Origin of the sequence: Aeoliella mucimassa (assembly GCF_007748035.1) — a bacterium.
Classification (GTDB): Bacteria; Planctomycetota; Planctomycetia; order Pirellulales; family Lacipirellulaceae; genus Aeoliella; species Aeoliella mucimassa.
Window position 1 is genome coordinate 395,546 of the sequence record NZ_CP036278.1, and the last position, 21,331, is coordinate 416,876.

The following is a 21,331-nucleotide window of genomic DNA, read 5'->3' on the forward strand; positions in this document are numbered from 1 at the left end:
CCCCTAGACGAAGTTCGCCTCGAAAGGCCTGTTTATGCCGATTGTGCTAGCAACTTCACTGGAATGTCGGCAAGCCGAATCCCAGGAGTAAGGTAGAGTTCCAAGGCAGGGTCTGCCCGTGCGACACGGCATGGCTCGCCAGACCCAAAAACACTACAAATTAGCCACTCGAAGTCCTTGTCCTCGGACACCACCGATTCGCCATGCCCGATCCATCCTCTCCCTTGGAATCCCTGATTGCAAAGGCTGGTACGCTCTACACGCTGCCAGCGGTTGCCATGGAAGTGCTGCAGCTGACCAATAGCGATCGCGTAGATACGCGGGCGCTGAAGGAGTGCATCGAGCGCGATCCGGCCTTGGCGGCCAAGCTGCTCAAAGTGGTGAACGGCGCGATGTTCGGGCTGAGTGGTAAAGTGGAGAACCTTACTCAGGCGATCGCCCTGTTGGGGATCAAGCCGCTCAAGTTGCTGGTGCTTGGTTTCAGTTTGCCGAAAGGCTTGCTGGCCGACCTCGACGCGGTGCAGCTGGCCCAGTACTGGCGCACCGCCCTCACGCGGGCGGTCGCCGCGCGGCAGTTAGCCGAGACCCAGTGGAAGTCGCCAGGCGACGATGCTTTTCTCGTCGCACTGCTGCACGACATCGGCAAGCTGGTGCTGCTGCAACAAGTCGGCTCGCCTTACGCGAACTTTCTCGCCCAAGTGCAAAGCGAGGGGGGCCGGCTCATTGAGTTCGAACAACGCTCGCTAGGCTTCGACCATCGGCAGCTTACGGTCGCGCTGCTGCGGCATTGGTCATTGCCAGAGATCTACGCGGCCAGCATCGAGACTGCACCGCTCAAGCAAAACACGGTCGGCGACTACTCCAACGAACAATCGATTCCGCAGATCCTCGCGCTCGCGAATCTGATGGTCGAGCTGGTGAACGATCACCGCTTGAAGGTATTGCCCGACTTGCTCGAGCAAGGGGAGTGTTACTGTGGGCTCACCAGCGACGACCTCAGCCGACTGCTGGCTGAAGTCGAACCTCGCGTCGAGCAGTTGGCCAGCGTGCTACAGGTGGAAGTGTCGGAAACGGCCAAGTACACCGAGGTGTTGCTCGAAGCGCACGAACTCATGTCGCAAGTCGCCACCGACGCAGCAGGCATGCTGATGCTTACCGAGGATCAACTGTGTGCGCAGGTGCTGAGCGATTCGAGCGAGTTGCAACAAGCGATGCGCGACTTCACACGGGTGCCGCCGCCAGGCGACTCGGCCTTGCAGGGGCAAGGTCGCGCCGACGCACCCCAGGCTTCCGCCATGCGGGGACCTCGCAGCCGCACTACTTCGGTCGAGGCGGCCCTAGCGACCGCTCGGGCGCGGCTGGCGAAGGTGGTCGCGCAGCAGGCGATCGATTGTCGCGAGCAGCGCATCAGTTTGAGCCTGGTATGCATCGAAGCATCGATGGCCGACGACGGAAGCATGTCGACCGACGCCGCGGCCGCACTCAATTCGGCGCTGCAGCCGCTGATGGAAGAGTACCAGCTGAGCAACGACCAGTACTTGCGGCTATCAGAAGCATCGATTGCCATCGTCTTGCCGAACATCGAGCGTCGCGAGGCCGTAGAGCTAACACAGCGCTTAGTGCGACTGGTCGACTCGAATAGTGGCCACGCGGTGCCGCCGAACATCAAGGCCGGAGCCGCTTCGATTTCCGGGATTCCCAAGGGTTGGGAGTCGGTTCGGTTGGTCGAGGCCGCAGAAAATTGCCTGTCGGCGGCACGCCATGCGGGCGGCAGTTCCGTGAAAAGCATCGAAGTTTACTAAGCCGTGTCCGCCCCTTGGGTCGCAGGCCCGCAGACTGTTTGATAAGATCGGCACCATGCCCGACGACGCCCAGCCCCACGAAACACCGACCACCCCGCCTGCCGCTGCGGCCAGTGCTGCGCCGGAGGGGGCCGCGAGCCCTGCCCGGGGGGTAGAAGTCGAACTCACCGCGCCCGATCACCGGCCAGTCCAGGTCGAGGTCCAAGCCGAGTATCGTGAGCTTCGCAGTTCCGATCTCAACTCCGCGGACGATGAGGACAAACCGATTCGGCGCAACATCCGCTTGCCGATCTTGCTGTTCATTGCGACTTGCATGTCGACTTTCTGGGTTGGAGCGACCCATTACAAGCCGACCGATCGCATGGGCAGCACCACTGAGATGTGGCAAGTGATCCAGCACAACTGGCAGGATGGGCTCATCTATATGGGCGCGGTCTTGGCCATTTTGCTGACCCACGAGATGGGGCACTTCCTGCAAACGCTTCGCCATCGCATACCGGCCAGCTATCCGCTCTGCATCCCGGTGCCGTTCAACCCGATTGGGACCATGGGAGCTGTGATCAGCATGGATGGAATGAAGGCCGATCGCAAACAGATCTTCGATATTGGTCTCGCCGGACCACTGGCCGGCCTGGCCGTGGCCATCCCGATTCTGTGCATCGGCGTCGGACAACTCGACCTTTCGACCTCGCCGGGTGCGCCACGCGAGATTCAACTCAACAGCCCGTTGATCGTCACGTTGATGATCGACACCATCCACCCCGAGTGGTCGGACCGCGCCGATTGGATCAGCATCTCGCAGGTGAATCCCTGGTTCATGGCCGGTTGGGTCGGCATGCTGATCACTGGGTTGAATATGATGCCGATCAGCCAACTCGATGGGGGCCACACCCTGTACGGTTTGTTCGGTCCCCAAGCCCGCACATACGCGCAAGGGTTTGTGATCGCTGCGATCGTGTACGTGGTGCTGTTCCTCGAACAGGCCGCGCTGTGGACACCCATGCTGATTCTGGTGATCCTGATGGGGGTCCATCATCCCCCGACGGCCGACGACGACGTGGAACTCGACGACGTTCGCTGGATCGTCGGCGTTGCGTCGCTATCGATTCCGGTTCTTTGCTTCCCGCTCTTGGGGCTCAAGCAGTAACTCGAAAGCTAATCCTGCGTCGGCGACGCGTAAGGATTGTTGGGATCCGGCACCGAGTAGCTGGGGCCCCGCGTGGAACTGCTCGTTTGCGGACTGTAGGGATCCGCGGCTTCCAGTTCTTCCTGTGCTTGGCGTTTGTAGAACGTGTTGCCGAGCACGTAGACCAAGACAATCGTGCCGATCACGACGCCTAGATCCATCGCGACCATCACCATTTGATCGGGCATGTCGATCACGCCCGATAAGGCAAGCAGGCCGATCGCCAGACCGATACAGAAAGCAAACGGAAGCACGCAAACACAGAGAACTCCCAAGATGCGTGCCCGCGTTCCGACCACCTCGCGACCACCGCCGAGCGCGAACTTGCCACGAAACAGCACAACGATTCCATAGATGAAGACGGCAAGTTGAAGCATGGCAAGGTCTCGATAGAACGCGCTAGAAAAAGAGGGGAAGATCAGCCGCCTGCTGCTGGTTTCCGCTAGTTTAGTCTCGCGGTTCACCAGGCGTCAAGCTTTTGCATGCCTTCTCCAGGTTCGCCAGTTCCACCTGTTTTGCAATCTCAAGACGTGGCAAAACAATCCTTGCTCGCACGTCTCATTTAGTTGGTTTTCGTGCGACCCGGGGCTAGAATGCGGTCACCAAGCGTCCCGTCCGCTCGTATCTGCAAGGATCCCTCATGCGTCGATTGCTGGTCATTACTGTGGGGATAAGTTTGTTTGCGGGCAGTTGCGTAGCAAACGAGTATGCCACGCTCGAATTCTTCGAACGCGAAGTCCGCCCGATCTTGGCGAATCGTTGCTACGAGTGCCACGATGGTGAGAATGCCGAAGGGGCAGCCAACCTGCGCCTCGATTACGGTGGTGGTTGGACCGCCGGCGGCGACAGCGGCCCTGCCATTGATACGCACGATGCCGAGAAGAGCCTGCTGCTGCGGGCGGTGTCGTACGACGATCCCGATCTGCAGATGCCGCCGAAGAGCAAGTTGCCGCAGCGCGAGATCGATGTGCTGCGCAACTGGATCGCCGCGGGAGCGGTGGCTCCTGAAGAGACCCCCGAGGAATCCAAAGCGAGCCAAGGCATCGACATCGAAGCGCGTCGCCGGGAGCATTGGGCCTGGCAACCGGTCGAGCGCCCCCAGGTGCCAACGGTCAACGACCAGCAGTGGCCGGCCGATCCGCTCGACCAATTTGTGCTGGCAAAGCTCGAGCAGGCGAAGCTTGCCCCGGCTGAGCCTTGCGATCCGGCCACTTGGCTGCGTCGAGTAAAGTTCGATCTCACGGGTTTGCCACCCACGGTCGAAGAGGTTCGCGAGTTTGTCGCGGATCCCTCGCCGGCCGCGCGGGAGAAGGTTGTCGATCGATTACTGGCCAGTCCCGAGTTCGGTGAGTGCTGGGCGCAGCATTGGCTCGACCTGATGCGATTCGCCGAGACCAAAGGGCACGAGCAAGACTACGACATCCCCCACGCCTGGCGATATCGCGATTACGTGATTCGGGCGATGAATGCGAATGTGCCGTACAACCAGTTTGTCGTGGAGCACATTGCCGGCGATCTAGTCGACCCTCCGCGAGTCGATCCCGAGACTCGCACCAATCAATCCATTCAAGCCACGGGATGGTGGCACCTTGGCGAGGCAACGCACTCGCCGGTCGACATCCGCGGCGAAGAAGCCAATCGTATCGACAACCAGATCGACGTGTTCGGCAAAGCCTTGCTCGGCATGACCATCGCTTGTGCCCGCTGCCATGATCACAAGTTCGATGCGATCTCCACGGCCGACTATTACGCGCTGTGCGGGTTTGTTCAGAGCAGCAGTTACCAGGAAGCCAATATCGCTGATCCCGAACGTCAGCAACAACTGGCCCGCGAGTTCGAGTCGCTGCAACAACAGCATGCCGCGCAGGTGCTGCCAGCTTATGTTGCGTTGGTCGAGCAGCGTTTGACCAAGTTCGTCGGCCAGGCGAAGCAAGGCAATTGGACCGATGCACAGCGGGCGGAACTGCAACAAGCGATTCACCAACCAAGCCATCCCTGGCACCTGCTGGCGGTTGCGTCTGAAGCCGAAGGCCGTGGCATGACCGTCGAGCAGATGATTCGCCAGGCGGTGAGCGAGACACCGACCTCCGATGGGCCAACGTTCGACTCCACAACGCCGAACGCAATCGTCGATTTTAGCGCGGTGGCCGAACCGGTTGCCTACGCCGATTGGTTGACCTCGGGGCAGGCATTTGGTTCCGCTCCTCAACCGGCCGGCGCAGTGCTGATTGCCGACGTCAGCGACACCGAGTCGCCGAGGGTGCTGAGCCATGCGGCCGCGACCAACCTGGCGACCAGTCCCAAGCTGACCGGGTTGTATCGCACCCGCACGTTCGAAGTCACTGCCGACCGGCTATGGTATCGCGTGCGTGGTAAGGCCAACGTGTTCATGGAAGTCGATTCGCATCGCACGGTCGCTGGACCGCTGCACGGAGTGGTCCGCAAGTCGATCGACACCCAGGGGGCCTGGCAGTGGATCGAGCATCCCACGCAAGACTACGTGGGGCATCACGTGCATGTCGACTTCAAGCCAACCGGTGAGTTCTCGCTGGCCGAAGTCCGCCATGGCAACACTCGTCCCGCAGAGCCTAAAGCAGTGAATCCCGCGCTCGCTCAGGCGGTGCGCGACGCGAACCCTGCGACGTTTAGCGATGTGTTGGAGGTAGTCACTTCGACTATGTCGCTGGCGCTCGAAGACGCTTGCCATCATCGGGCCGACGAGGCCGTGTTGCCGCTTGCCGAATGGCTGGTGGATCACGACTCGCTTTTGCCTGAGGTCGCAGGAGAGTCGTTCGCAACGTATCGCACCGTGGTGGACAACTACACGGCCGCACGCACGGAGCTGGAGAAGCAGATTCCCCACCCGCAGTACGCGATTGCCCTATTGGATGGGAGCAGCGAAGACGAGTACGTGCACCTGCGCGGAAGCCATCAACGTTTGGCCCCCGAAGCCACGCATCGCCGGATGCTGACCGCGCTGGGGGGTGAGTTCCCTATTACCGAGGGAAGCGGCCGGCTGCAACTCGCCGAGCGAGTGGCGGCGGCCGATAACCCGCTGTTCACTCGCACCATCGTGAATCGCTTGTGGGCGCATTTGATGGGCGAGGGCATCGTCGCGACGGTCGACAACCTGGGAGTGCTGGGCCGACGCCCGACGCATCCCGATCTGCTCGACTACCTGGCGTGCGAGTTCGTCGACAGCAATTGGGACACCAAGGCCATGATCCGCCGCATGGTGCTCAGCAGCACCTACGCACAGCGTTCGCAGGGTTCGCCCGCGAACGACCCGCAGGTGGTGGAACTGGCCGACCCGGCCAACGAGTTGGTGCACATGGCCAGAGTGCGTCGGGTGCCTGCCGAAGCAATTCGCGACAGCCTGTTTGTGATTGCCGGCGAGCTCGACCCGAAAATGTACGGGCCGAGCGTCGAGGTGGAGATCACCGACTTCATGCGGAACAATCGCAGCCCGAGCGGCAGCGGCCCGATGGATGGCGATCGTCGGCGAAGCATCTACGTGAAGGTTCGCCGGAACGCGCTCAATCACTTCCTGGCCGCTTTCGACAAGCCGATGCCGTTTACGACGGTCGGCCATCGCAACTGCAGTAACTCGGCCGCTCAGCCGCTGATGCTGCTGAACGATCCGCTGGTGCATCACCTGGTCGACAAGTGGGCCGAGAAGCTCACCGCGCAGTTCGCCGACGACTCGGCCGCGATCGAACACGCCTACCTTTCGGCCTTCGCCCGCCCGGCTTCGGCCGAGGAGACCGCGCAGATCACCGCGTTTCTCGCCGAGCAAGCCAGCGCCAATGTGCCGCGCGCCGACGCTTGGCAAGATGTTTGCTTGGCATTGGTGAACAGCAAAGAGTTCATTTTCCTCAAGTAGCTTTCGATTCTTTCAGTAACAGCACAGTGCTGAGCAACGTCTGCTGCTCTCGCTTGCGATAGTCCTATCCCACCTTTCGCCTTAGCCCCTCCCGAGTGCCATGCATTGCCAACGCTTTGTGAATCCTCCACTGACGCGCCGCGAGATGCTTCGGCAATGTGCGTGTGGCTTCGGCGGTCTGGCGCTCGCCAGCCTGGCAGGGGGTGCGCCGCCGGCCCCACCCGGCTACCGTCCGCGGGCGAAGAGCGTGATCTTTCTCTACATGGATGGCGGCGTATCCCAGGTCGATAGCTTCGATCCCAAGCCAGCCCTCGAGCGGTGGAATGGCAAGCCGTTCAATGCGAAGATCGAGCCGACGCAGTTCGACAACGTGGGGACTACGCTCGCGTCGCCTTGGAAGTTCTCGCAGCACGGCGAGTCGGGCCAGTGGTGCAGCACCATGTTCCCGAACATCGCCCGCAACATCGATAAGCTCGCCATCGTGCGGAGCATGGTCAGCGAGTTCTCCGAGCACAACACGGCCAACTACTTCCTGCACACCGGCTTCGGGCAGGCGGGGCGGCCGAGCATGGGGGCCTGGCTCAGTTACGGGCTTGGCAGCGAAACGCAAAACCTGCCGACGTTTGTCGTGATCAACGGCGGGCTTGTCCCGAGCGGCGGGGCCGATAACTTTGCCGCTGGATTCCTGCCGGCGCTGCATCAGGCCACCATGTTCAAGCCGCAGAAGCTCCCGGTCGCGAACCTCAACGCACCCGCTTCGATGAACGACGAGCGGATGCACGGGGTCCGCAGCTTGCTGGCGAGTCTCGACTCCGGTGTCGCCGAGAGCTATGCCCACAACGATGCGATCGAGAGCGCGATTGCCAACTACGAGCTGGCCTATCGCATGCAAATGGCCGTACCCGAGGTGGCTTCGGTCGACGACGAACCGGAGTTCATCCGCGAGCAATACGGGCTGAACCACGATTTCGCTCCCACCCGCATCTTCGCCCGCGAATGCCTGCTCGCCCGCCGGATGGTGGAGCAGGGGGTGCGGTTCATCGAGCTGACCTGCCCGGCCATCTCGGGCTGCGATCGCTGGGACGCCCATGGCGGGTTGATCAAGAACCACTCCGAAAACGCCCTGGCGACCGACCAGCCAATCGCCGCGCTACTGGACGATCTCGACGCCCGCGGGCTGCTCGACGAAACCCTGGTGGTGTGGGCCGGTGAGTTCGGGCGCACGCCGTTTGCTCAGGGCTCGGACGGGCGCGATCACAATCCGTTTGGCTTCACCATCTGGATGGCCGGCGGCGGCGTCCGCGGCGGCACCACTTATGGCCAGACCGACGAGTTCGGCTACCGCGTGGTCGAAAACCGAGTGACCATCCACGACCTGCACGCGACCATGCTACACCTGCTGGGCATCGACCACACGAAGCTCACCTACCGCTTCGGCGGCCGCGACATGCGACTCACCGATGTCCACGGCGAACTCGTCCACGGCATCCTGGCTTAGGCCTGCGATGCCTTATCGTCGGCGGTACCACCCCACCGCCAGCCCGGCGGCTAGCAGCAGCGTGCAGCTGCTTGGCTCCGGCACGTTCAGCGTGCCGACCACCGCCGCGGCAGTGGCTCCGAAGTTCTCTTTCCAGAGGTTGTACTGCAACATGCCGATCGACGACGTGTAGGGATTGTTGGTCAGCGTGCCGGCTTCGCCGCCGAAGTTATCGCGCCAGAGCGTGTAGTCGCCGAGATCGACGACGCCATCGTTGTTGTAGTCGCCCGCCAGCTCGTTCGGCAGGTTCGTCCAAATCAAATCGAACGATGACGCGGTCGACTCGCCGAACTCGTTGCTGATCGATACCACTTCCACGGTCACCAAGTTGCGGCGGGTCGGGGCAATCAGGTTGCGAACGAAGAACGAGTTGTTCAAGGTGCCGCCGAGGAACACGCGCCGACCGTCGACCACTTCGTACACGTTGTAGTTGTATACCTCGTTCGAGTCGTCGGGCGCGTAGTCGGCCGAGTGCTGCCACTCGAGCCGCATCGTGTATTGTCGGTCGTTCACTTCCGCGTAGTCGAGCAGCGCCAGGTTGGTTGGCGGGGCGACCGGATCGGCCTCGCCATCGATCACTCCCAGGCGGCCGATGTTGATGCCGTAGTCGTCGTCGGTGCCATCGAAACGAAAGCCAAGCTGGGCGATCGTTTTGCCTGCGTAATCTCCCAAAGGGAGCGTTGCGAGTTCCCAACCGCCGCCGCTGCTCGCACCCACCGGCACCGCGGTGAAGTTCGTGGGATCGTCGGTAAAGGCCACCAGCACTTCCATGTTCGAATCACTGGCCGCTACGTCGGTCTTGAAGGCCACCTGCAGATTGGTCTCCGCGGTGACCGGCAAGTTGGTCATGTACAACCGCAAGTCGTTTTGGCTCGTTAGGTTGCCGCTCACACGCAGGCTGCTGCCACCGTAGTAGGCGATGCCAAAGTCGATCTCGGGAGTCAGCGGGTTCGACGGGGCGTCGATCAACCATCGCCAGGTTGGCACTACATCCTGCAGGCTCAGGTTGTTCCACTCGCCGCGACGAGAAACCATTCCGTCGATCCAATAATGGTTGCCTTGCCCCATGTTAAAGTTGGTGACGAACGGGCCATCGGTAATCGGCGACTTCTCCGGCACGTAGTTCGCCAGCCCTTTCCAGCCTCGCGAACCAACGCTGCCCGAGGTATCCCTCGGATCCGCGTTGGCACCCACCCAGAACTGGTTGTCGCGCTCGTAGAACTGCTCGACCGTGCTGGTAGAGTTCAGCGTCCACTCCGGACGGTAGAGGCCTAGCGACGCGCGATGGTCACCGCCGTTGGGGAACAAATCGCTCATCGACACCCGCGACTGGTCCCACCCCGAGCCTTCGACGTCGACCCCCGCGTAGATCTCGTACTTGTCGCGGCCGAGTGCTTCGGCGTACGAGGCCGAGTTATTAAGCTTATTCGCGTTCCAGCGAAAGTCGAGGAACATACTGTCCGACGCGCGATCGTTCGTCGAGCTTCCTTCGAAGAAGCCATTGTTGAAGCTGTTGAGTTCGCCTTGCCAACTGATGTTGCCGTTTTCGAGCATCGAGTCGTACCAGATCATCTCAAGATCGCTGTTGTCTTGGATGTACTGCAAGAAGTCGATGGTTTGCTGAGCCAGGCCGCTGTCCGCGCCGGACGTTTCCTGATTGAAGAACCAGCCATCGAAGCGATTCTTTTCGGCGATCTCAATCAGCTTGTCGGCCAGCGGATATCGCCCGCCACGCGATTCGGAGACCAGGTCGCTCAATCGGTCGATGTCGCCACCGTACACGTTGGGGGGCAGGAAAATCGTGCCATAGACCGGCACTCCGTTGCGATGGGCCGCGTCGATCACCGGGCCATTAGGGGCGAGAATGTTCCCCTCGCCGGCCGAACCACCCCAGAATACCATCGCGTCGAGGTATTGCCAGTTGTTGAACGCGTAGTACCGTGAGGTGTCGCTCCCTTGCGAGGGATTGTTCGACGTGGAATCAAACGCCGCCAGCGACATCACGCGGGCTTGGTTCGCTCGGGCGTTGGGATTTGCTTGCAGCGCGGGATTAGTGAACCGCGAAGCGAGCGGAACGCTCCCCTTGTTGAATTGCGCGTCGGGGTCCCAGTCGTACACGTAATCCTTCAACGAGTTCGGCTCGTCGTCGGGTTTCCAATACGAAGCATATGGCTGCAGCGGCAAATCCGCCTGGCAGCACGCGCTCCACACGCATAGATTGGCCAGGCCGATCGCGCAGATCGCCCAGCGAAAGAAAGGTCGCATCACAGTCTCCAGAAGCCTTGCATCTCTGTCCGGTTCCATTGTACCAACGGCCCGTAAACTGCTGCAGGGTTTGGCGGCGAAAACGCTGGGAGAATTGAGAGCTTTTGAGGCTTGGTGCTACGAGAATTCAGCCGCCCTGCGGCCCGCTGCGCGCGGCGACGACCGTTTCTTCGCTTCGTGCGGTGTTCTTGGGGGAAACCGTAGTTGGAATAGGTACCAACGTATCTGGATTGTTTACCGTAGCAGACCCGCGTGGTCTCAGCCGTGGCCGACAACATCGTAGAGGTAGTTGGCGACGACGGAACTGAACTGCTTGAATCCGGCGAAGTGGTTCTCTTCTAGGCGGACCTGGGAGTTCATAAAACTACCAGCCGATCCCACTCGCTATCCCCAGGTCGCACCTAGAGTCATGCGGCGTTAGCCCTGCCACGCTGCACCGCTATTCGAACTCAACCAGCACCTGGCCGGTCTTCACCGAGTCGCCAGGCGTGACTTTGATGTTCGAGACCTTACCCTCCCTCGGCGAGGTGATCTCGGTTTCCATCTTCATCGCTTCGACGACCAGCAGCACGTCGGAGGCGGCGATTGCGTCGCCCACCTTAGCGGTCACGCGGACCACTACCCCAGAGATCGGGCTGCGACAAACTTTGCTCTCGTCGGCCACCACTTCCTGGCTGCCGCCGGGCACTGGGACTGCTGGGGTGGCCGCAGCGGCCGGGGCGCGGACGTGGCCTGGTGGCGGAACGTACGCCGGGCGCGGGGATTCCGGCTCGTCGACTTCGACTTCCACCTCGAATAGTTGGCCATCGACCTTGATGTTGAGTTTCAATGCGGACTCCTGGAAGCTAAATCGTGGGACGCTTGAATCGTGGCACGGCCTTGGTGGCTCCACTGTGGATTGCTCATCAGGCGAATCTGGCGAATCTTCGGCTTGACGCCTAGATACGCGGCCACCGCTGCGCTAATGGTCAAAATCATATCTTCGTCAACGACCTTTGCCGGCTGATGCAACTCCAGCGCGGCGACGCGATCGTTCAACTGAGCGATTTCCGCGCGCAGACTCTCGAGCGTGGAGAGGATTTCCTTCGATAGTTCGGAATCAGAGGCCATAACGTTCTCGGCGTTGTTCGCGGCGGCTTAGGTGCTCTGGGAGATACACTACAGGGGAATCAAACCATGCTTCTTCGGCGGGCGATGATCGCGCTTGCTGTGCAGGTACTCCAGCGCCCGGGCCAGGTGTCGCCGGGTACTGGCTGGTTCAATGATGTCGTCCACCAACCGCCGCCCGGCCGCCACGTAGGGCGAGGCGAACGCTTCGCGGTAGCGGGCGATTAGCTCTTCGCGGGTCTTGGCCTTGTCCTCGGCCTCTTGCATTTCTTTGCGGAAGACAATCTCTACGGCCCCTTCGGCCCCCATCACGGCCACTTCGGCAGTGGGCCAGGCCAGCACGCAGTCGGCGCCCAGGTCGCGGGAACTCATCGCCACGTGCGCGCCGCCGTACGACTTGCGAAGGATCACCTGAATCTTCGGCACGCTCGCCGCGGAGTAAGCGAACAACAGCTTCGCCCCGTTGCGGATGATGCCGCCGTACTCCTGTTCCACGCCGGGCAGGTAGCCAGGGACGTCGACGAACGTGATCAGCGGAATGTTGAACGCGTTGCAGAAGCGGATGAAGCGGGCTGCCTTGTTGGCGGCCTTGATGTCGATCGCGCCCGACATCACCGCAGGCTGGTTGGCGATGATGCCGACGCTGCGACCCAGAATGCGAGCGAAGCCGACCACCATGTTCATAGCGTGCCCGGCTTGAACCTCCAGCAGGTCGCCCTGGTCGACGATGCCGGCGATCACGTCCCGCACGTCGTACGACTGTTTGGTGTCGACCGGAACGACGTCGTTGAGCGCGGGGTTCGGATCGATGCTCTCGTCGGTCACGATTCGCGGCGCTTCGGTCAGGTTGTTCGAAGGCAGGAAGCTCAATAGTCGCCGGCAGAGGTAGAGCGCTTCTTCGTCGTCCTCGGCCACAAAGTGAACCACGCCCGAGTGGGCCATGTGGGCGTCGGCGCCGCCGAGGGCCTCGGCCGTAATGTCTTCGCCGGTGACCTGCTTAATGACCTGCGGCCCAGTGATGAACATCTGAGCCTTGCGAGTTTGGATCACGAAGTCGGTGAGCGCGGGCGAGTAAGCCGCCCCGCCGGCGCAGGGACCGCAGATCAGCGAGATTTGCGGCACCGCCCCCGACAGCAGCACGTTGCTGTAGAACACTTGGCCGTAGCCGGAGAGCGAGTCGATGCCCTCCTGCACGCGGGCGCCGCCCGAGTCGTTGATGAACACAAAGGGGCTGCCGGTCTTGAGCGAGCGGTGCATCGCGTCGGCCACTTTGAGCGAATGGACTTCGCCTGCCGAGCCACCGAGCACGCTGAAATCCTGGCTGGCCAGATGCACTAGCCGGCCATCAACCGACGCTGCCCCGGTTACGACGCCATCGGCTGCCGCTTCCTTATCGGCCATGCCGAGCTGGGTGGATCGATGTTGAGCGAATAAGCCGAACTCTTCAAAGCTATCGGCGTCGGCCAGCTTGGCGACTCGCTCGCGGGCGGTGAGCTTTCCCTGCGCTCGCTGCTTCTCGAGTCGCGCTTCCCCGCCGCCAGCTTCGAGCGCCTCGCGCTTTTTCTGCACTTCGGCAATCAAACTCTGCATCGTCTTAGTTGGCTTGGACACAGGTGTTCTCCGTACCTTCGATTACGTTCGATTCTTGCTCACGCGGGTTCGACGCTGACGCTGTGCGTTCGGTTGCCGAGCTTCACTTTGTATGAGATTGGTCCCGTGATCGACTTTCCACCGCCTGAGGCGCTGACCGCAGAGGGCTCGGTTTGACTCTCGGGGCTCTTCCCCAGATTCTTGGGGCCATTTGCGCGATCGACGAAGAACTTGGGGGCGACCTTCGGGAACATGGCGTAGGTCAGCACGTCTTCATCGGTGCCGTTGCAACCTTCGAGCTCCAGCGCGTTGGTGCGGAGCTGGTCCCACTCGGGCTTCAGCATGTCGGCGGGGCGGCAGGTGATCGGTTCTTTCTTGGCCTGCTTCGAGGCGGCCTCGATGAGCTTGGGGTCGCGATCGCCCTGGGTTTCGCCGTAATAGCCGAGCATCAGGTCGGCGAACTCGGCCGTCAGCACTTTGAATGGTCCCATCAGCACGTTCAACACCGCCTGCGTACCGACAATCTGGCTCGAGGGCGTGACCAGCGGGGGAAAACCTGCCGCCTCGCGCACCCGCGGCACTTCGGCCATCACTTCTTCCACGCGATCGGCCGCCCCCTGCTGTTTGAGCTGGCTCTCCATGTTGGAGATCATGCCGCCGGGGATTTGGCTGTCGAAGATGTCGGTTTCGACGCCCAGGATGTTCGAGGCAAACTCGGCGTACCGGGGACGAATGCCGGCAAAGTACTTCTTGATCTTGCGGAGCCGGTCCTTGTCGAGTCGCGTCTCGTACCCGGTGCCGGGCAGCATCTCGACCAGTGCCTCGGTGGGATTATGCCCTGGGCCTAGGCTCATCGACGAAATGCAAGTATCGACGATGTCGGCGCCGGCTTCGATGGCTTTCATCAGGCTGACGAGCGTCACGCCAGTGGTCGAGTGGACGTGCACATGCACCACGGTGTCCTCACCGCACCGCTGTTTGATGCCCTTTACCAGGTCGTAAGCCGGTTGGGGACGCAGCAGAGCGGCCATGTCTTTGATGCAGATCGAATCGCAACCCGCTTCGCAAAGTTGCTCGGCCATGTCGACGAACATGTCGACCGAATGCAGCGGCGAGGTCGTGTAGCAGATCGTGGCTTCGGCGTGCTTGCCGGTGCGGCGCACTGCTTCCAAAGCACGCTTAATGTTCCGCACGTCGTTCAGGGCGTCGAACACGCGGAAGACGTCCATGCCGTTTTCGGCCGACTTTTCGACAAAGCGGTCGACCACGGTGTCTTCATAATGCCGGTAGCCCAAGAGGTTTTGCCCCCGCAGCAGCATTTGCAGGCGGCTGTTGGGCAACAGCTTGCGGAACGTTCGCAGTCGCTCCCAGGGATCCTCGTTCAGGAAGCGGATGCAGGAGTCGTAAGTGGCACCGCCCCAGCACTCGACGCTCCAATAGCCAGCCTGATCGATGTCTTCGCAGATCGGCACCATATCTTCCATCGCCATGCGAGTGGCGAGGAGGCTTTGATGTCCATCCCGTAGCGCGAGTTCCGTTACTTCGACCGTACGAGTCATGATCAATCGCTCCTGATGACATTCCGAGCCGTCGAATGCGTGGTAATCACGGAGTGATGGCCAACATGGTCCTTCCAGTTGGAATCCCATTCAGGGCAATTCCAACCTCTCTCCAACTCGCCATGCTTTCGTCACCGCCCACAGTACAAACTTTGATTGTCGACTTCAAGGTGCGCAGCCCCTACAAGTAAGGGATCGTTCGACGTGGAGTGAAACGCCGCCAGCGACATGATGCGGGCTTGGTTTGCCTGGGCGTGGGGGGGGCTTGTTGCGCGGGATTGGTGAACCGCGAAGCGAGCGGAACGCTCCCAGCGAAAGAAAGGTCGCACCACCGTCTCCAGAAGCCTTGCATCTCTGGCCAGTTCCACGGTACCAACGGCTCGTATCCTGCTGCCGGATTTGGCTTCGCTTTGGCCGTCAAGGCCGATGTCACCTGGACAGGCGAGGTCGAGCGGACCTCTGAAGCGATTGTACAACACACCGTATCGGTGCTTATGTGGTGTTCAAAGGGGTAAAGGGCGGCTACGACAACGCCACTGCGACTCAGCTCCAAAATCGGGCTGAGTGAATTTGGTGATTGGAGAGCTGCTTGCTTTAAGCCCGAACGATGGCAGCAACGGCAGGAACTCGCTCTTCTATGTCGATGTGCTAAAGTTCTTGCACAACCCGATTAAGAATCGTGCGAAGCAGCCCTATCGTGACCACTATGAGCGAGGGCCGTGAGCAAGCCTGGACTTCGCCGACTACGAAATCTGGAAAACCAACTTCTCCGCCAGCCAGGCTGCCGAGGCCCAAGCCAGCCAGGTGCCCGAGCCCGCGTCGCTGCTATTGGTCCTGTTCGTGATAGGTGCTGCGGGTTCGCGTCGCGGTTTACGTCTTGCTCGGTGTTTGTAGCGTTCTCGCGGATAGCGTACGAAATCGATACGCGATGTCGTGCACAACCCGACTCCCGCAAACTCCAGTTTTGGGTGCGCAGACTCGTACTATTCATCTACGGGTTGCCGGTGTTCTTTGAGCTAGGCTTGATGTTAGGCAAGTGCCAATCGCGATGTCGAACGCTTGCTGCTCCTCTCTCATCCCCCTGGTTCCTCACCCAATGCTCGATAAGTCTGCTTACCCTTTACAAGCGTGGGGCAATGGCCACGAGCCATTGCCAAAGCGATTCTATCTGCCTGCCAAACCCGACCACATCGATAGTCGCTGGTGTTGTTGGGTGAACCTGGAAGAGGTGCTGCCATTGCATTTAGCCGCCGAAGCGCATTGGCAAGGAATGGACGAATCGCGAGCGTGTACTAGCGACTACCTCGAGCGGGCGTCGGAAGAAATCGGGGGACTCTGCGGAGGTTGGCTCGACCACGAAGAGTCGCATCTGTTGCGGCAGTACCTGGGGGAGCCACCGCTGCCATGCTTGCCGATTTACTTCATCGCCCTCGAACGCGATGGCACCTACAGCGAGCCCTTGTACATTGGCATCACGAGTTCCAGTTGCCGGTTTGCTAACGGGCACAAAGCGGCTCTCTGGTTGCACGACGACAAGTACGCGGGCTATCGCAAGGTGCTGTTTCGCGCGGCCGTGTGGTTCCACGATGGCACCCAATACCTGCCGCTGGAGTGGATGCTCCCCCACGCGCTGGCGGCTGAAATGCTGGAGAGCATCGAGTCGCAGTTGATCTACGACTACCAACCGGTGATGAACGAGCGAAAGCGAGCCAACGACTGCGCGACGAAACCAATCGACATCCATCTACAAAGCTACGCCGGCAGCGACTTCATCGCCACGCGGTTCTTGGTGCCCTGAAGCGTAGGCTGTGCTGATTGGTAGCTTGTGAAGCCCTCGCGACTCACGGCATTCTTGGGGAGTTGCGAGGGGCTCCGTATTGATGCCATTTGGCGGTGCTGTTGCAGAAGATAGTCCTACCGATCATAAACAAAGCTGGTGTACCAGCCGTCCCGATGTTGCGGGATGGGTAAAAGTACTAGAACTTCAACAATCGAAGGGATTGACCCATGCCGAACGATTCAGCAATGCTAGTACTAAAAGCAATGAGTGGCCTTGAGCTAACCATAGTAGAACGTACTCGTCTCTCAGCGGAAGATCTTACTTTGTTAGCGAATCGTGGATATTTGGAACTGACCAAAGCTGAGCGACAGCGGCTTATCCCCAATCAACTCGCCATACTCGCAGTCAGCGGCACAATTGTGCTGGATCGACAAGAGCGTGATCGTATTCCGGTAGCTCAAATTATTGAATTAGTTGTTAGAGGACATGCACAGATGTCTAAGGAGGAACTCAAGCGACTTACGCCGGAGCAACTGACAATGATTTACTCGGTTATGGGATAGGCAATTTGCGGCTCTGGCCGGAGGTGGGTATACAAATTTCGGGAATTCTGAGAAGATAGAAGAAGTATGACACTTGCGTGAACATATGTGATCTGGTAGTATGTTCGCGCCACGTCGGGGATTCCCAATTCAACGTGCTCTCGATGCACGGATGAGTTCGTTTCCTGGCGTGGGAACCTGGGAAGCGGTTTTACGTTTCCCAGTGACTGGTAGGACGCCAATCACTTAAAGCTATTGGACGGAGTCTGCCAACTTACCATTGATAGGTTAACGGCAGTCCAAGTATTTGGTGCTGCCGTTTTTTTTGTTCGTTAGTGTCCCTTGTCGGAAAGGAGAGAATCATGAGGTGCAAGAAACAGTAAGAGCCGCTCGGCTTGAAGCCACCGAGCGGCTCTATATGCATCGGCTTCCGCGGAAGTAGGTGTTAGAGCACCCAACCCGCGTTAAGGATCTCAGGAGTAATAGCATTGAAAGCTAGAATCCTGCTGTGGTTTTTCCAGACACTCTGTCGATCAAATTTCCACGCGATGACAGGTGTTGGAAGAACCAAAAGGTAGTGGTGCTTTAAGCACCAAAGGGTAAGTTGCGCCTTGGAGCAACTAACTATACGCGGATGGTTTTCGCGCTCCACGAGCCGCGTATCTCGTGGAGTTTTCATCGGGTGTGAAGTATATCACTAGTTGTGGTCATGTCTAGATCGGTCGTTTCGACATTCTGTCGAAATCTGCTATCACACAATTGCTTATCCAGGCATCGTCTAGGCGGTATTCCTATGCAGCCATGTATGCCAAATCAAGATCATCAATCACAGTGTAGAAGTAGTTTGATTGCAAGCTTTGCCCCATCTTCTCTCCCACTTTTTCCTTGAATTTGGCGCGACATGCGATCTAATGTACACATGTCTATTCGATGCTCACCATCCACTGTTTGCTGCTTGCCATTGTCGCTCGTGTTCGCACTCGGCGCGGGGTGGTTGGTTGTCGGTAATGCCCCCACCCGAAACAGGTGGGGCGAAACGAACTCGGAGGCCATTTTGGGTGTCGCTGTAAATGGTGGATTAGAAACGACTTACGACAAGCGGTCGGCGTCGGCGAGAGAAAGTAAAGCCCCCACGAATCGATTTCGGTGGTTTGGGGGCAAAACGCCGGGGCTCAAAGCAGCGAGGGAGGCCAGTAGGGGGAGCCCCCGCTCGCGAGCGGGCACGCTGGCTTTAGCAGGTGCTGGTGCTGGTGCTGGGGAGCTGCAAGCCTTCGAGAATGGCGGTGGCCAACGCCTCGGCCGAGGTCGGCTTGGTGAAGTAGCGGAACACTCCGCCATGGTTAATGGCGGTTTGCATCGCTGGAATGCTCGGCTGCCCAGTGAGCACGATGCGAATCACGTTGGGGTAATGCTCGGCGATCCAGGTGACGAGCTCCGAACCTCGCATGCCGACCATGCACTCGTCGGTCACCACGAGCTGCACCGCGTGGGCCTTGAGCACCGCAACAGCCTCCTCGGCCGACCGCGCGGTGAGCGTGACGAACGGCTGCTTCCGCCACTCGCGAGCGAGCGAGTGCAGCAGGTTCGGTTCGTCGTCCACTAACAGGACCGTTGGCTTCGCAGGAGTATTCATCGAGTTCGGCAAGTCGATCCAAACAGAAGGAAAAACGAATGTAAACAGTAGGGGGATTCGGTACTAACCAACCGGTTGAGCCAGTTGCTCTTCGGTCGGCGCTTCGGCGGCTTGCTCGCTGCTGTAGCACCGCACCCGAATCGGCTGCTGCACGCCATGCGTGGAGCGTTCGAAGTTGCGTAGTCGGTTCATGAGCGACTCGGTGACTTCCTGGCCTTTGGCAATCAGCACCGAACCGGTGAGCGTCTGCACGTTCTCGTCGAACACCATGCCTTCGCGCAGGCCGATGATGTGAACTTCCTTCGTAATGTACGACGAGGTCACCAGCTCGCTGAGCGCCTTGAGCACGTCGGGATCGTATTGCTCGGGATGCTCCCGCAGCATGGTGTGCAGCGCCTCGGGGGGCGAGGTGACTGTCGCCAGCACGTCGTGGTCGAGTACCACCTTGAGCACTCGCGCGCCCATCGGAATGGAGTTGTTTGGTTCATGATACCGCTGCAAAGCAATGAGCTCGGCCGCCCCTTCCAAGCGAGGGATCTTGCCCACCAGTTCGCGCCCGGTGTCGGGGTGCTCGTCCCACATGCGTTGTTCAGTAGGATTCAGCCGAATGCCATCGGTAACTTTTTCGAGGATTTCGTTAGGAATCGCAATGCAGCCGATTTGCGAGAGCATGGCTGCGATTTCGACTTCCCAGGCGTTTTTTAACTTTAGCCGATTGGCAATATCGCGAGCGTACCGCCGCACCCGCGACGCCTGGCCGAACGCTTTCGGATTGGTGAGCGACATCATCTGGACCATCAGGTTCACGCTGCCGCTGAGTGTTTTGGTGAGCAGTTCCTGCTCCGCCCGCACGAGCCGAAACTGCCGGACCGCTGCTTCGAGCGTGGCGGCCATGGTTTCGGGCGAGCAAGGTTTGGTAAGGAAGCGAAAGATGTTGCCTTGGTTTACCGCATCGATGGCGGTTCGCTGGTCGGCGTCGCCGGTGAGCATCACCCGCACGGTGTCGGGGTGGCGCTTCGCCACGGCGGCCAGCACCGCGATGCCATTGACCTCGGGCATTTTCATGTCCGACACGACAACTGCAAACGGAATTTCGGAGGCAATCATCGACAGCGCCTGGGGACCCCCCTCGGCAAGAAACACATTGTAGTCCTTGCGCAGGTGCCGTTTGTAACCAGACAGCACGTTGGGCTCATCGTCGACTAGAAGAATTCGCTCTTTCATGGAACTGCCTGATGTTTTGGTACAGAAGTGTTAGTTGCCCGATGCCATTGTTCAACTCGATCGGCGAACGGGCCATTGGCCAGGAACTCGGACCGCTCGAGCAGCGTCGCTTCCTGCGCCCGACTCGACACGCGTTTGCGACACAAGATATTAGCAGCATGCACGGCAACCAGGGGACTGAAGCCCGTCGATTCGGCTTCTTCGGGAGTGCGGTACAAACAAATCGCTTCCATCACCGGCAGCGGTGCACCCCACAGTCCCAGCAGATAGCTCCCCACCTCGGCATGACTCGATCCGAACACATGCATCTCGGCTTCCCAAAGCGTGATTTGCTGATCATGAGCGAGATCAACCGCCTGGCGGAACTCGTCGGCCGCGCAAGTGGCCAGCACCAGTTTGCCCACGTCGTGCAGCAAGCCAGCGAGTCGCGAATCGCCATGCACTTGAGGATCGTCGCTTTCGAGCTTCGCGATGTTGTAAGCGCACTCCGCAACGTCGCGACTATGGTTAGTCAGTTCGTTCAGCGAAAAATGAGCAAACTGCTCTTCCTCGAACACGCGAAACACCCCTTCGATTCGCAGCAGTTCACGCAGCAAGTCGAGGCCCAACAACGAAACTGCTTGCTCGGCCGACTTGACTCGTTGCGGCTGGCCAAAGAACGAGGAACTTACCAGTTGCAGAAACTTCGAAGTCATGCCGACATCGCCGGCTACGATTTTGGCGACATTGTCGATGGTGGCCGACGAGGAGTTCAGTTCGCTGGTGAGTTGTTCCAGCGAGTGAGCCGACGAGGGTACGGTGTCCAACTGCGAAACCAATTGCTTCAACCGATCGTTCTTCAAACGATCGCGAAGCATGCAGCAACGAGCGACCGTAGAGGTCAGCTTCTCCGCGTCGCATGGTTTCGACAGGTATTGATGAGCAGGACCGAGCGCGCAGAGAATCCGCTCGCGGTCGGACTGTCCCGACAGCACGATCCGTATGGTCGAAGGCCACTTCTCACGGACATTCCCCAGCAGCGCGGCGCCGTCGATGCCTGGCATCCGCATGTCGGTAATCACCACATCGAACCGCTTGTCCTGCATCAACTCGAGCGCTTCATGCCCTCCGCAAGCAAACTCCATGTCCCACTGCTTGTGATAACTGCGCAGCATACGACGAATGCCCGAAAGCACATTCGCTTGATCGTCTACAAACAACAAACTTGTCATCATACAGTTCCT

The 21,331-nt window shown here is 59.8% G+C and carries 16 protein-coding genes; 7 read left to right on the forward strand and 9 right to left on the reverse strand.

Annotated elements, in window-relative coordinates; translation table 11 throughout:
* The first annotated feature begins 203 nt into the window (after positions 1-203).
* Both Pan181_RS01565 and Pan181_RS01570 read left to right on the forward strand, forming a co-directional pair.
* A complete protein-coding gene (locus Pan181_RS01565) occupies positions 204-1,802 on the forward strand; it encodes an HDOD domain-containing protein (RefSeq protein WP_145245167.1) in 1,599 nt (532 codons plus the stop codon).
* 55 nt (positions 1,803-1,857) lie between these two features.
* On the forward strand, positions 1,858-2,949 hold the full coding sequence (locus Pan181_RS01570) for a site-2 protease family protein (RefSeq protein WP_145245168.1): 1,092 nt from the start codon (positions 1,858-1,860) through the stop codon (positions 2,947-2,949).
* A gap of 8 nt (positions 2,950-2,957) precedes the next feature.
* Here the strand turns inward: Pan181_RS01570 and Pan181_RS01575 are convergent, their stop codons facing one another.
* Complete coding sequence (locus Pan181_RS01575; RefSeq protein ID WP_145245169.1) at positions 2,958-3,365, reverse strand: hypothetical protein; 408 nt, start codon at positions 3,363-3,365, stop codon at positions 2,958-2,960.
* Positions 3,366-3,628: 263 nt separating this feature from the next.
* Between Pan181_RS01575 and Pan181_RS01580 the strand changes: the two genes are divergently transcribed.
* Positions 3,629-6,871, forward strand: coding sequence for a PSD1 and planctomycete cytochrome C domain-containing protein (locus tag Pan181_RS01580; RefSeq protein ID WP_145245170.1), 3,243 nt, complete (start codon positions 3,629-3,631; stop codon positions 6,869-6,871).
* Positions 6,872-6,971: 100 nt separating this feature from the next.
* Entirely contained in the window at positions 6,972-8,369 is a 1,398-nt protein-coding gene (locus tag Pan181_RS01585) for a DUF1501 domain-containing protein (protein WP_145245171.1), read from the forward strand.
* A gap of 12 nt (positions 8,370-8,381) precedes the next feature.
* Here Pan181_RS01585 and Pan181_RS01590 read toward each other — a convergent pair whose 3' ends face one another.
* From Pan181_RS01590 to Pan181_RS01610, 5 genes are all read right to left on the reverse strand, one after another.
* The gene (locus tag Pan181_RS01590) at positions 8,382-10,673 is read right to left on the reverse strand and encodes an endo-beta-N-acetylglucosaminidase (RefSeq protein WP_197528801.1); all 2,292 of its coding nucleotides are present in this window, start codon (positions 10,671-10,673) and stop codon (positions 8,382-8,384) included.
* A gap of 439 nt (positions 10,674-11,112) precedes the next feature.
* Entirely contained in the window at positions 11,113-11,502 is a 390-nt protein-coding gene (locus Pan181_RS01595) for a biotin/lipoyl-containing protein (RefSeq protein WP_145245173.1), read from the reverse strand.
* Positions 11,499-11,783, reverse strand: coding sequence for a hypothetical protein (locus Pan181_RS01600; RefSeq protein WP_145245174.1), 285 nt, complete (start codon positions 11,781-11,783; stop codon positions 11,499-11,501). The genes Pan181_RS01595 and Pan181_RS01600 overlap by 4 nt, the downstream gene beginning before the upstream one ends.
* A gap of 48 nt (positions 11,784-11,831) precedes the next feature.
* Complete coding sequence (locus Pan181_RS01605) at positions 11,832-13,391, reverse strand: acyl-CoA carboxylase subunit beta (protein WP_231943723.1); 1,560 nt, start codon at positions 13,389-13,391, stop codon at positions 11,832-11,834.
* Positions 13,392-13,429: 38 nt separating this feature from the next.
* Positions 13,430-14,929: a methylmalonyl-CoA carboxytransferase subunit 5S gene (locus Pan181_RS01610; RefSeq protein WP_145245175.1), complete on the reverse strand. Its 1,500-nt coding sequence runs from the start codon at positions 14,927-14,929 to the stop codon at positions 13,430-13,432.
* Positions 14,930-15,733: 804 nt separating this feature from the next.
* Between Pan181_RS01610 and Pan181_RS26905 the strand changes: the two genes are divergently transcribed.
* The 3 genes from Pan181_RS26905 (at position 15,734) to Pan181_RS01625 (ending at position 17,272) form a co-directional block, all read left to right on the forward strand.
* On the forward strand, positions 15,734-15,823 hold the full coding sequence (locus Pan181_RS26905; protein WP_197528810.1) for a PEP-CTERM sorting domain-containing protein: 90 nt from the start codon (positions 15,734-15,736) through the stop codon (positions 15,821-15,823).
* A gap of 202 nt (positions 15,824-16,025) precedes the next feature.
* Positions 16,026-16,727 carry a hypothetical protein gene (locus Pan181_RS01620; RefSeq protein ID WP_145245176.1) on the forward strand — a complete coding sequence of 234 codons (702 nt, stop codon included), beginning with the start codon at positions 16,026-16,028 and terminating at the stop codon, positions 16,725-16,727.
* Between the two features lie 209 nt (positions 16,728-16,936).
* Positions 16,937-17,272: a hypothetical protein gene (locus Pan181_RS01625; protein ID WP_145245177.1), complete on the forward strand. Its 336-nt coding sequence runs from the start codon at positions 16,937-16,939 to the stop codon at positions 17,270-17,272.
* Positions 17,273-18,482: 1,210 nt separating this feature from the next.
* Here the strand turns inward: Pan181_RS01625 and Pan181_RS01630 are convergent.
* The 3 genes from Pan181_RS01630 to Pan181_RS01640 form a co-directional block, all read right to left on the reverse strand.
* Positions 18,483-18,884: a response regulator gene (locus tag Pan181_RS01630; RefSeq protein ID WP_145245178.1), complete on the reverse strand. Its 402-nt coding sequence runs from the start codon at positions 18,882-18,884 to the stop codon at positions 18,483-18,485.
* A 63-nt stretch (positions 18,885-18,947) separates the two neighbouring features.
* Positions 18,948-20,108: an HD domain-containing phosphohydrolase gene (locus Pan181_RS01635; RefSeq protein WP_145245179.1), complete on the reverse strand. Its 1,161-nt coding sequence runs from the start codon at positions 20,106-20,108 to the stop codon at positions 18,948-18,950.
* Positions 20,105-21,322, reverse strand: a complete 1,218-nt coding sequence (locus tag Pan181_RS01640; RefSeq protein WP_145245180.1) for an HDOD domain-containing protein — start codon at positions 21,320-21,322, stop codon at positions 20,105-20,107. Before Pan181_RS01640 ends, Pan181_RS01635 begins: the two co-directional genes overlap by 4 nt.
* Positions 21,323-21,331: the final 9 nt, after the last annotated feature.

What these genes read in the sequence shown, in the direction of transcription:
- Pan181_RS01565 (WP_145245167.1), top strand. Translation starts at nt 204, where the DNA reads ATGCCCGATCCATCCTCTCCCTTGGAATCCCTGATTGCAAAGGCTGGT.
- Pan181_RS01570 (WP_145245168.1), top strand. Translation starts at nt 1,858, where the DNA reads ATGCCCGACGACGCCCAGCCCCACGAAACACCGACCACCCCGCCTGCC.
- Pan181_RS01575 (WP_145245169.1), bottom strand. Translation starts at nt 3,365, where the DNA reads ATGCTTCAACTTGCCGTCTTCATCTATGGAATCGTTGTGCTGTTTCGT.
- Pan181_RS01580 (WP_145245170.1), top strand. Translation starts at nt 3,629, where the DNA reads ATGCGTCGATTGCTGGTCATTACTGTGGGGATAAGTTTGTTTGCGGGC.
- Pan181_RS01585 (WP_145245171.1), top strand. Translation starts at nt 6,972, where the DNA reads ATGCATTGCCAACGCTTTGTGAATCCTCCACTGACGCGCCGCGAGATG.
- Pan181_RS01590 (WP_197528801.1), bottom strand. Translation starts at nt 10,673, where the DNA reads ATGCGACCTTTCTTTCGCTGGGCGATCTGCGCGATCGGCCTGGCCAAT.
- Pan181_RS01600 (WP_145245174.1), bottom strand. Translation starts at nt 11,783, where the DNA reads ATGGCCTCTGATTCCGAACTATCGAAGGAAATCCTCTCCACGCTCGAG.
- Pan181_RS01610 (WP_145245175.1), bottom strand. Translation starts at nt 14,929, where the DNA reads ATGACTCGTACGGTCGAAGTAACGGAACTCGCGCTACGGGATGGACAT.
- Pan181_RS01620 (WP_145245176.1), top strand. Translation starts at nt 16,026, where the DNA reads ATGCTCGATAAGTCTGCTTACCCTTTACAAGCGTGGGGCAATGGCCAC.
- Pan181_RS01625 (WP_145245177.1), top strand. Translation starts at nt 16,937, where the DNA reads ATGCCGAACGATTCAGCAATGCTAGTACTAAAAGCAATGAGTGGCCTT.
- Pan181_RS01630 (WP_145245178.1), bottom strand. Translation starts at nt 18,884, where the DNA reads ATGAATACTCCTGCGAAGCCAACGGTCCTGTTAGTGGACGACGAACCG.
- Pan181_RS01635 (WP_145245179.1), bottom strand. Translation starts at nt 20,108, where the DNA reads ATGAAAGAGCGAATTCTTCTAGTCGACGATGAGCCCAACGTGCTGTCT.
- Pan181_RS01640 (WP_145245180.1), bottom strand. Translation starts at nt 21,322, where the DNA reads ATGATGACAAGTTTGTTGTTTGTAGACGATCAAGCGAATGTGCTTTCG.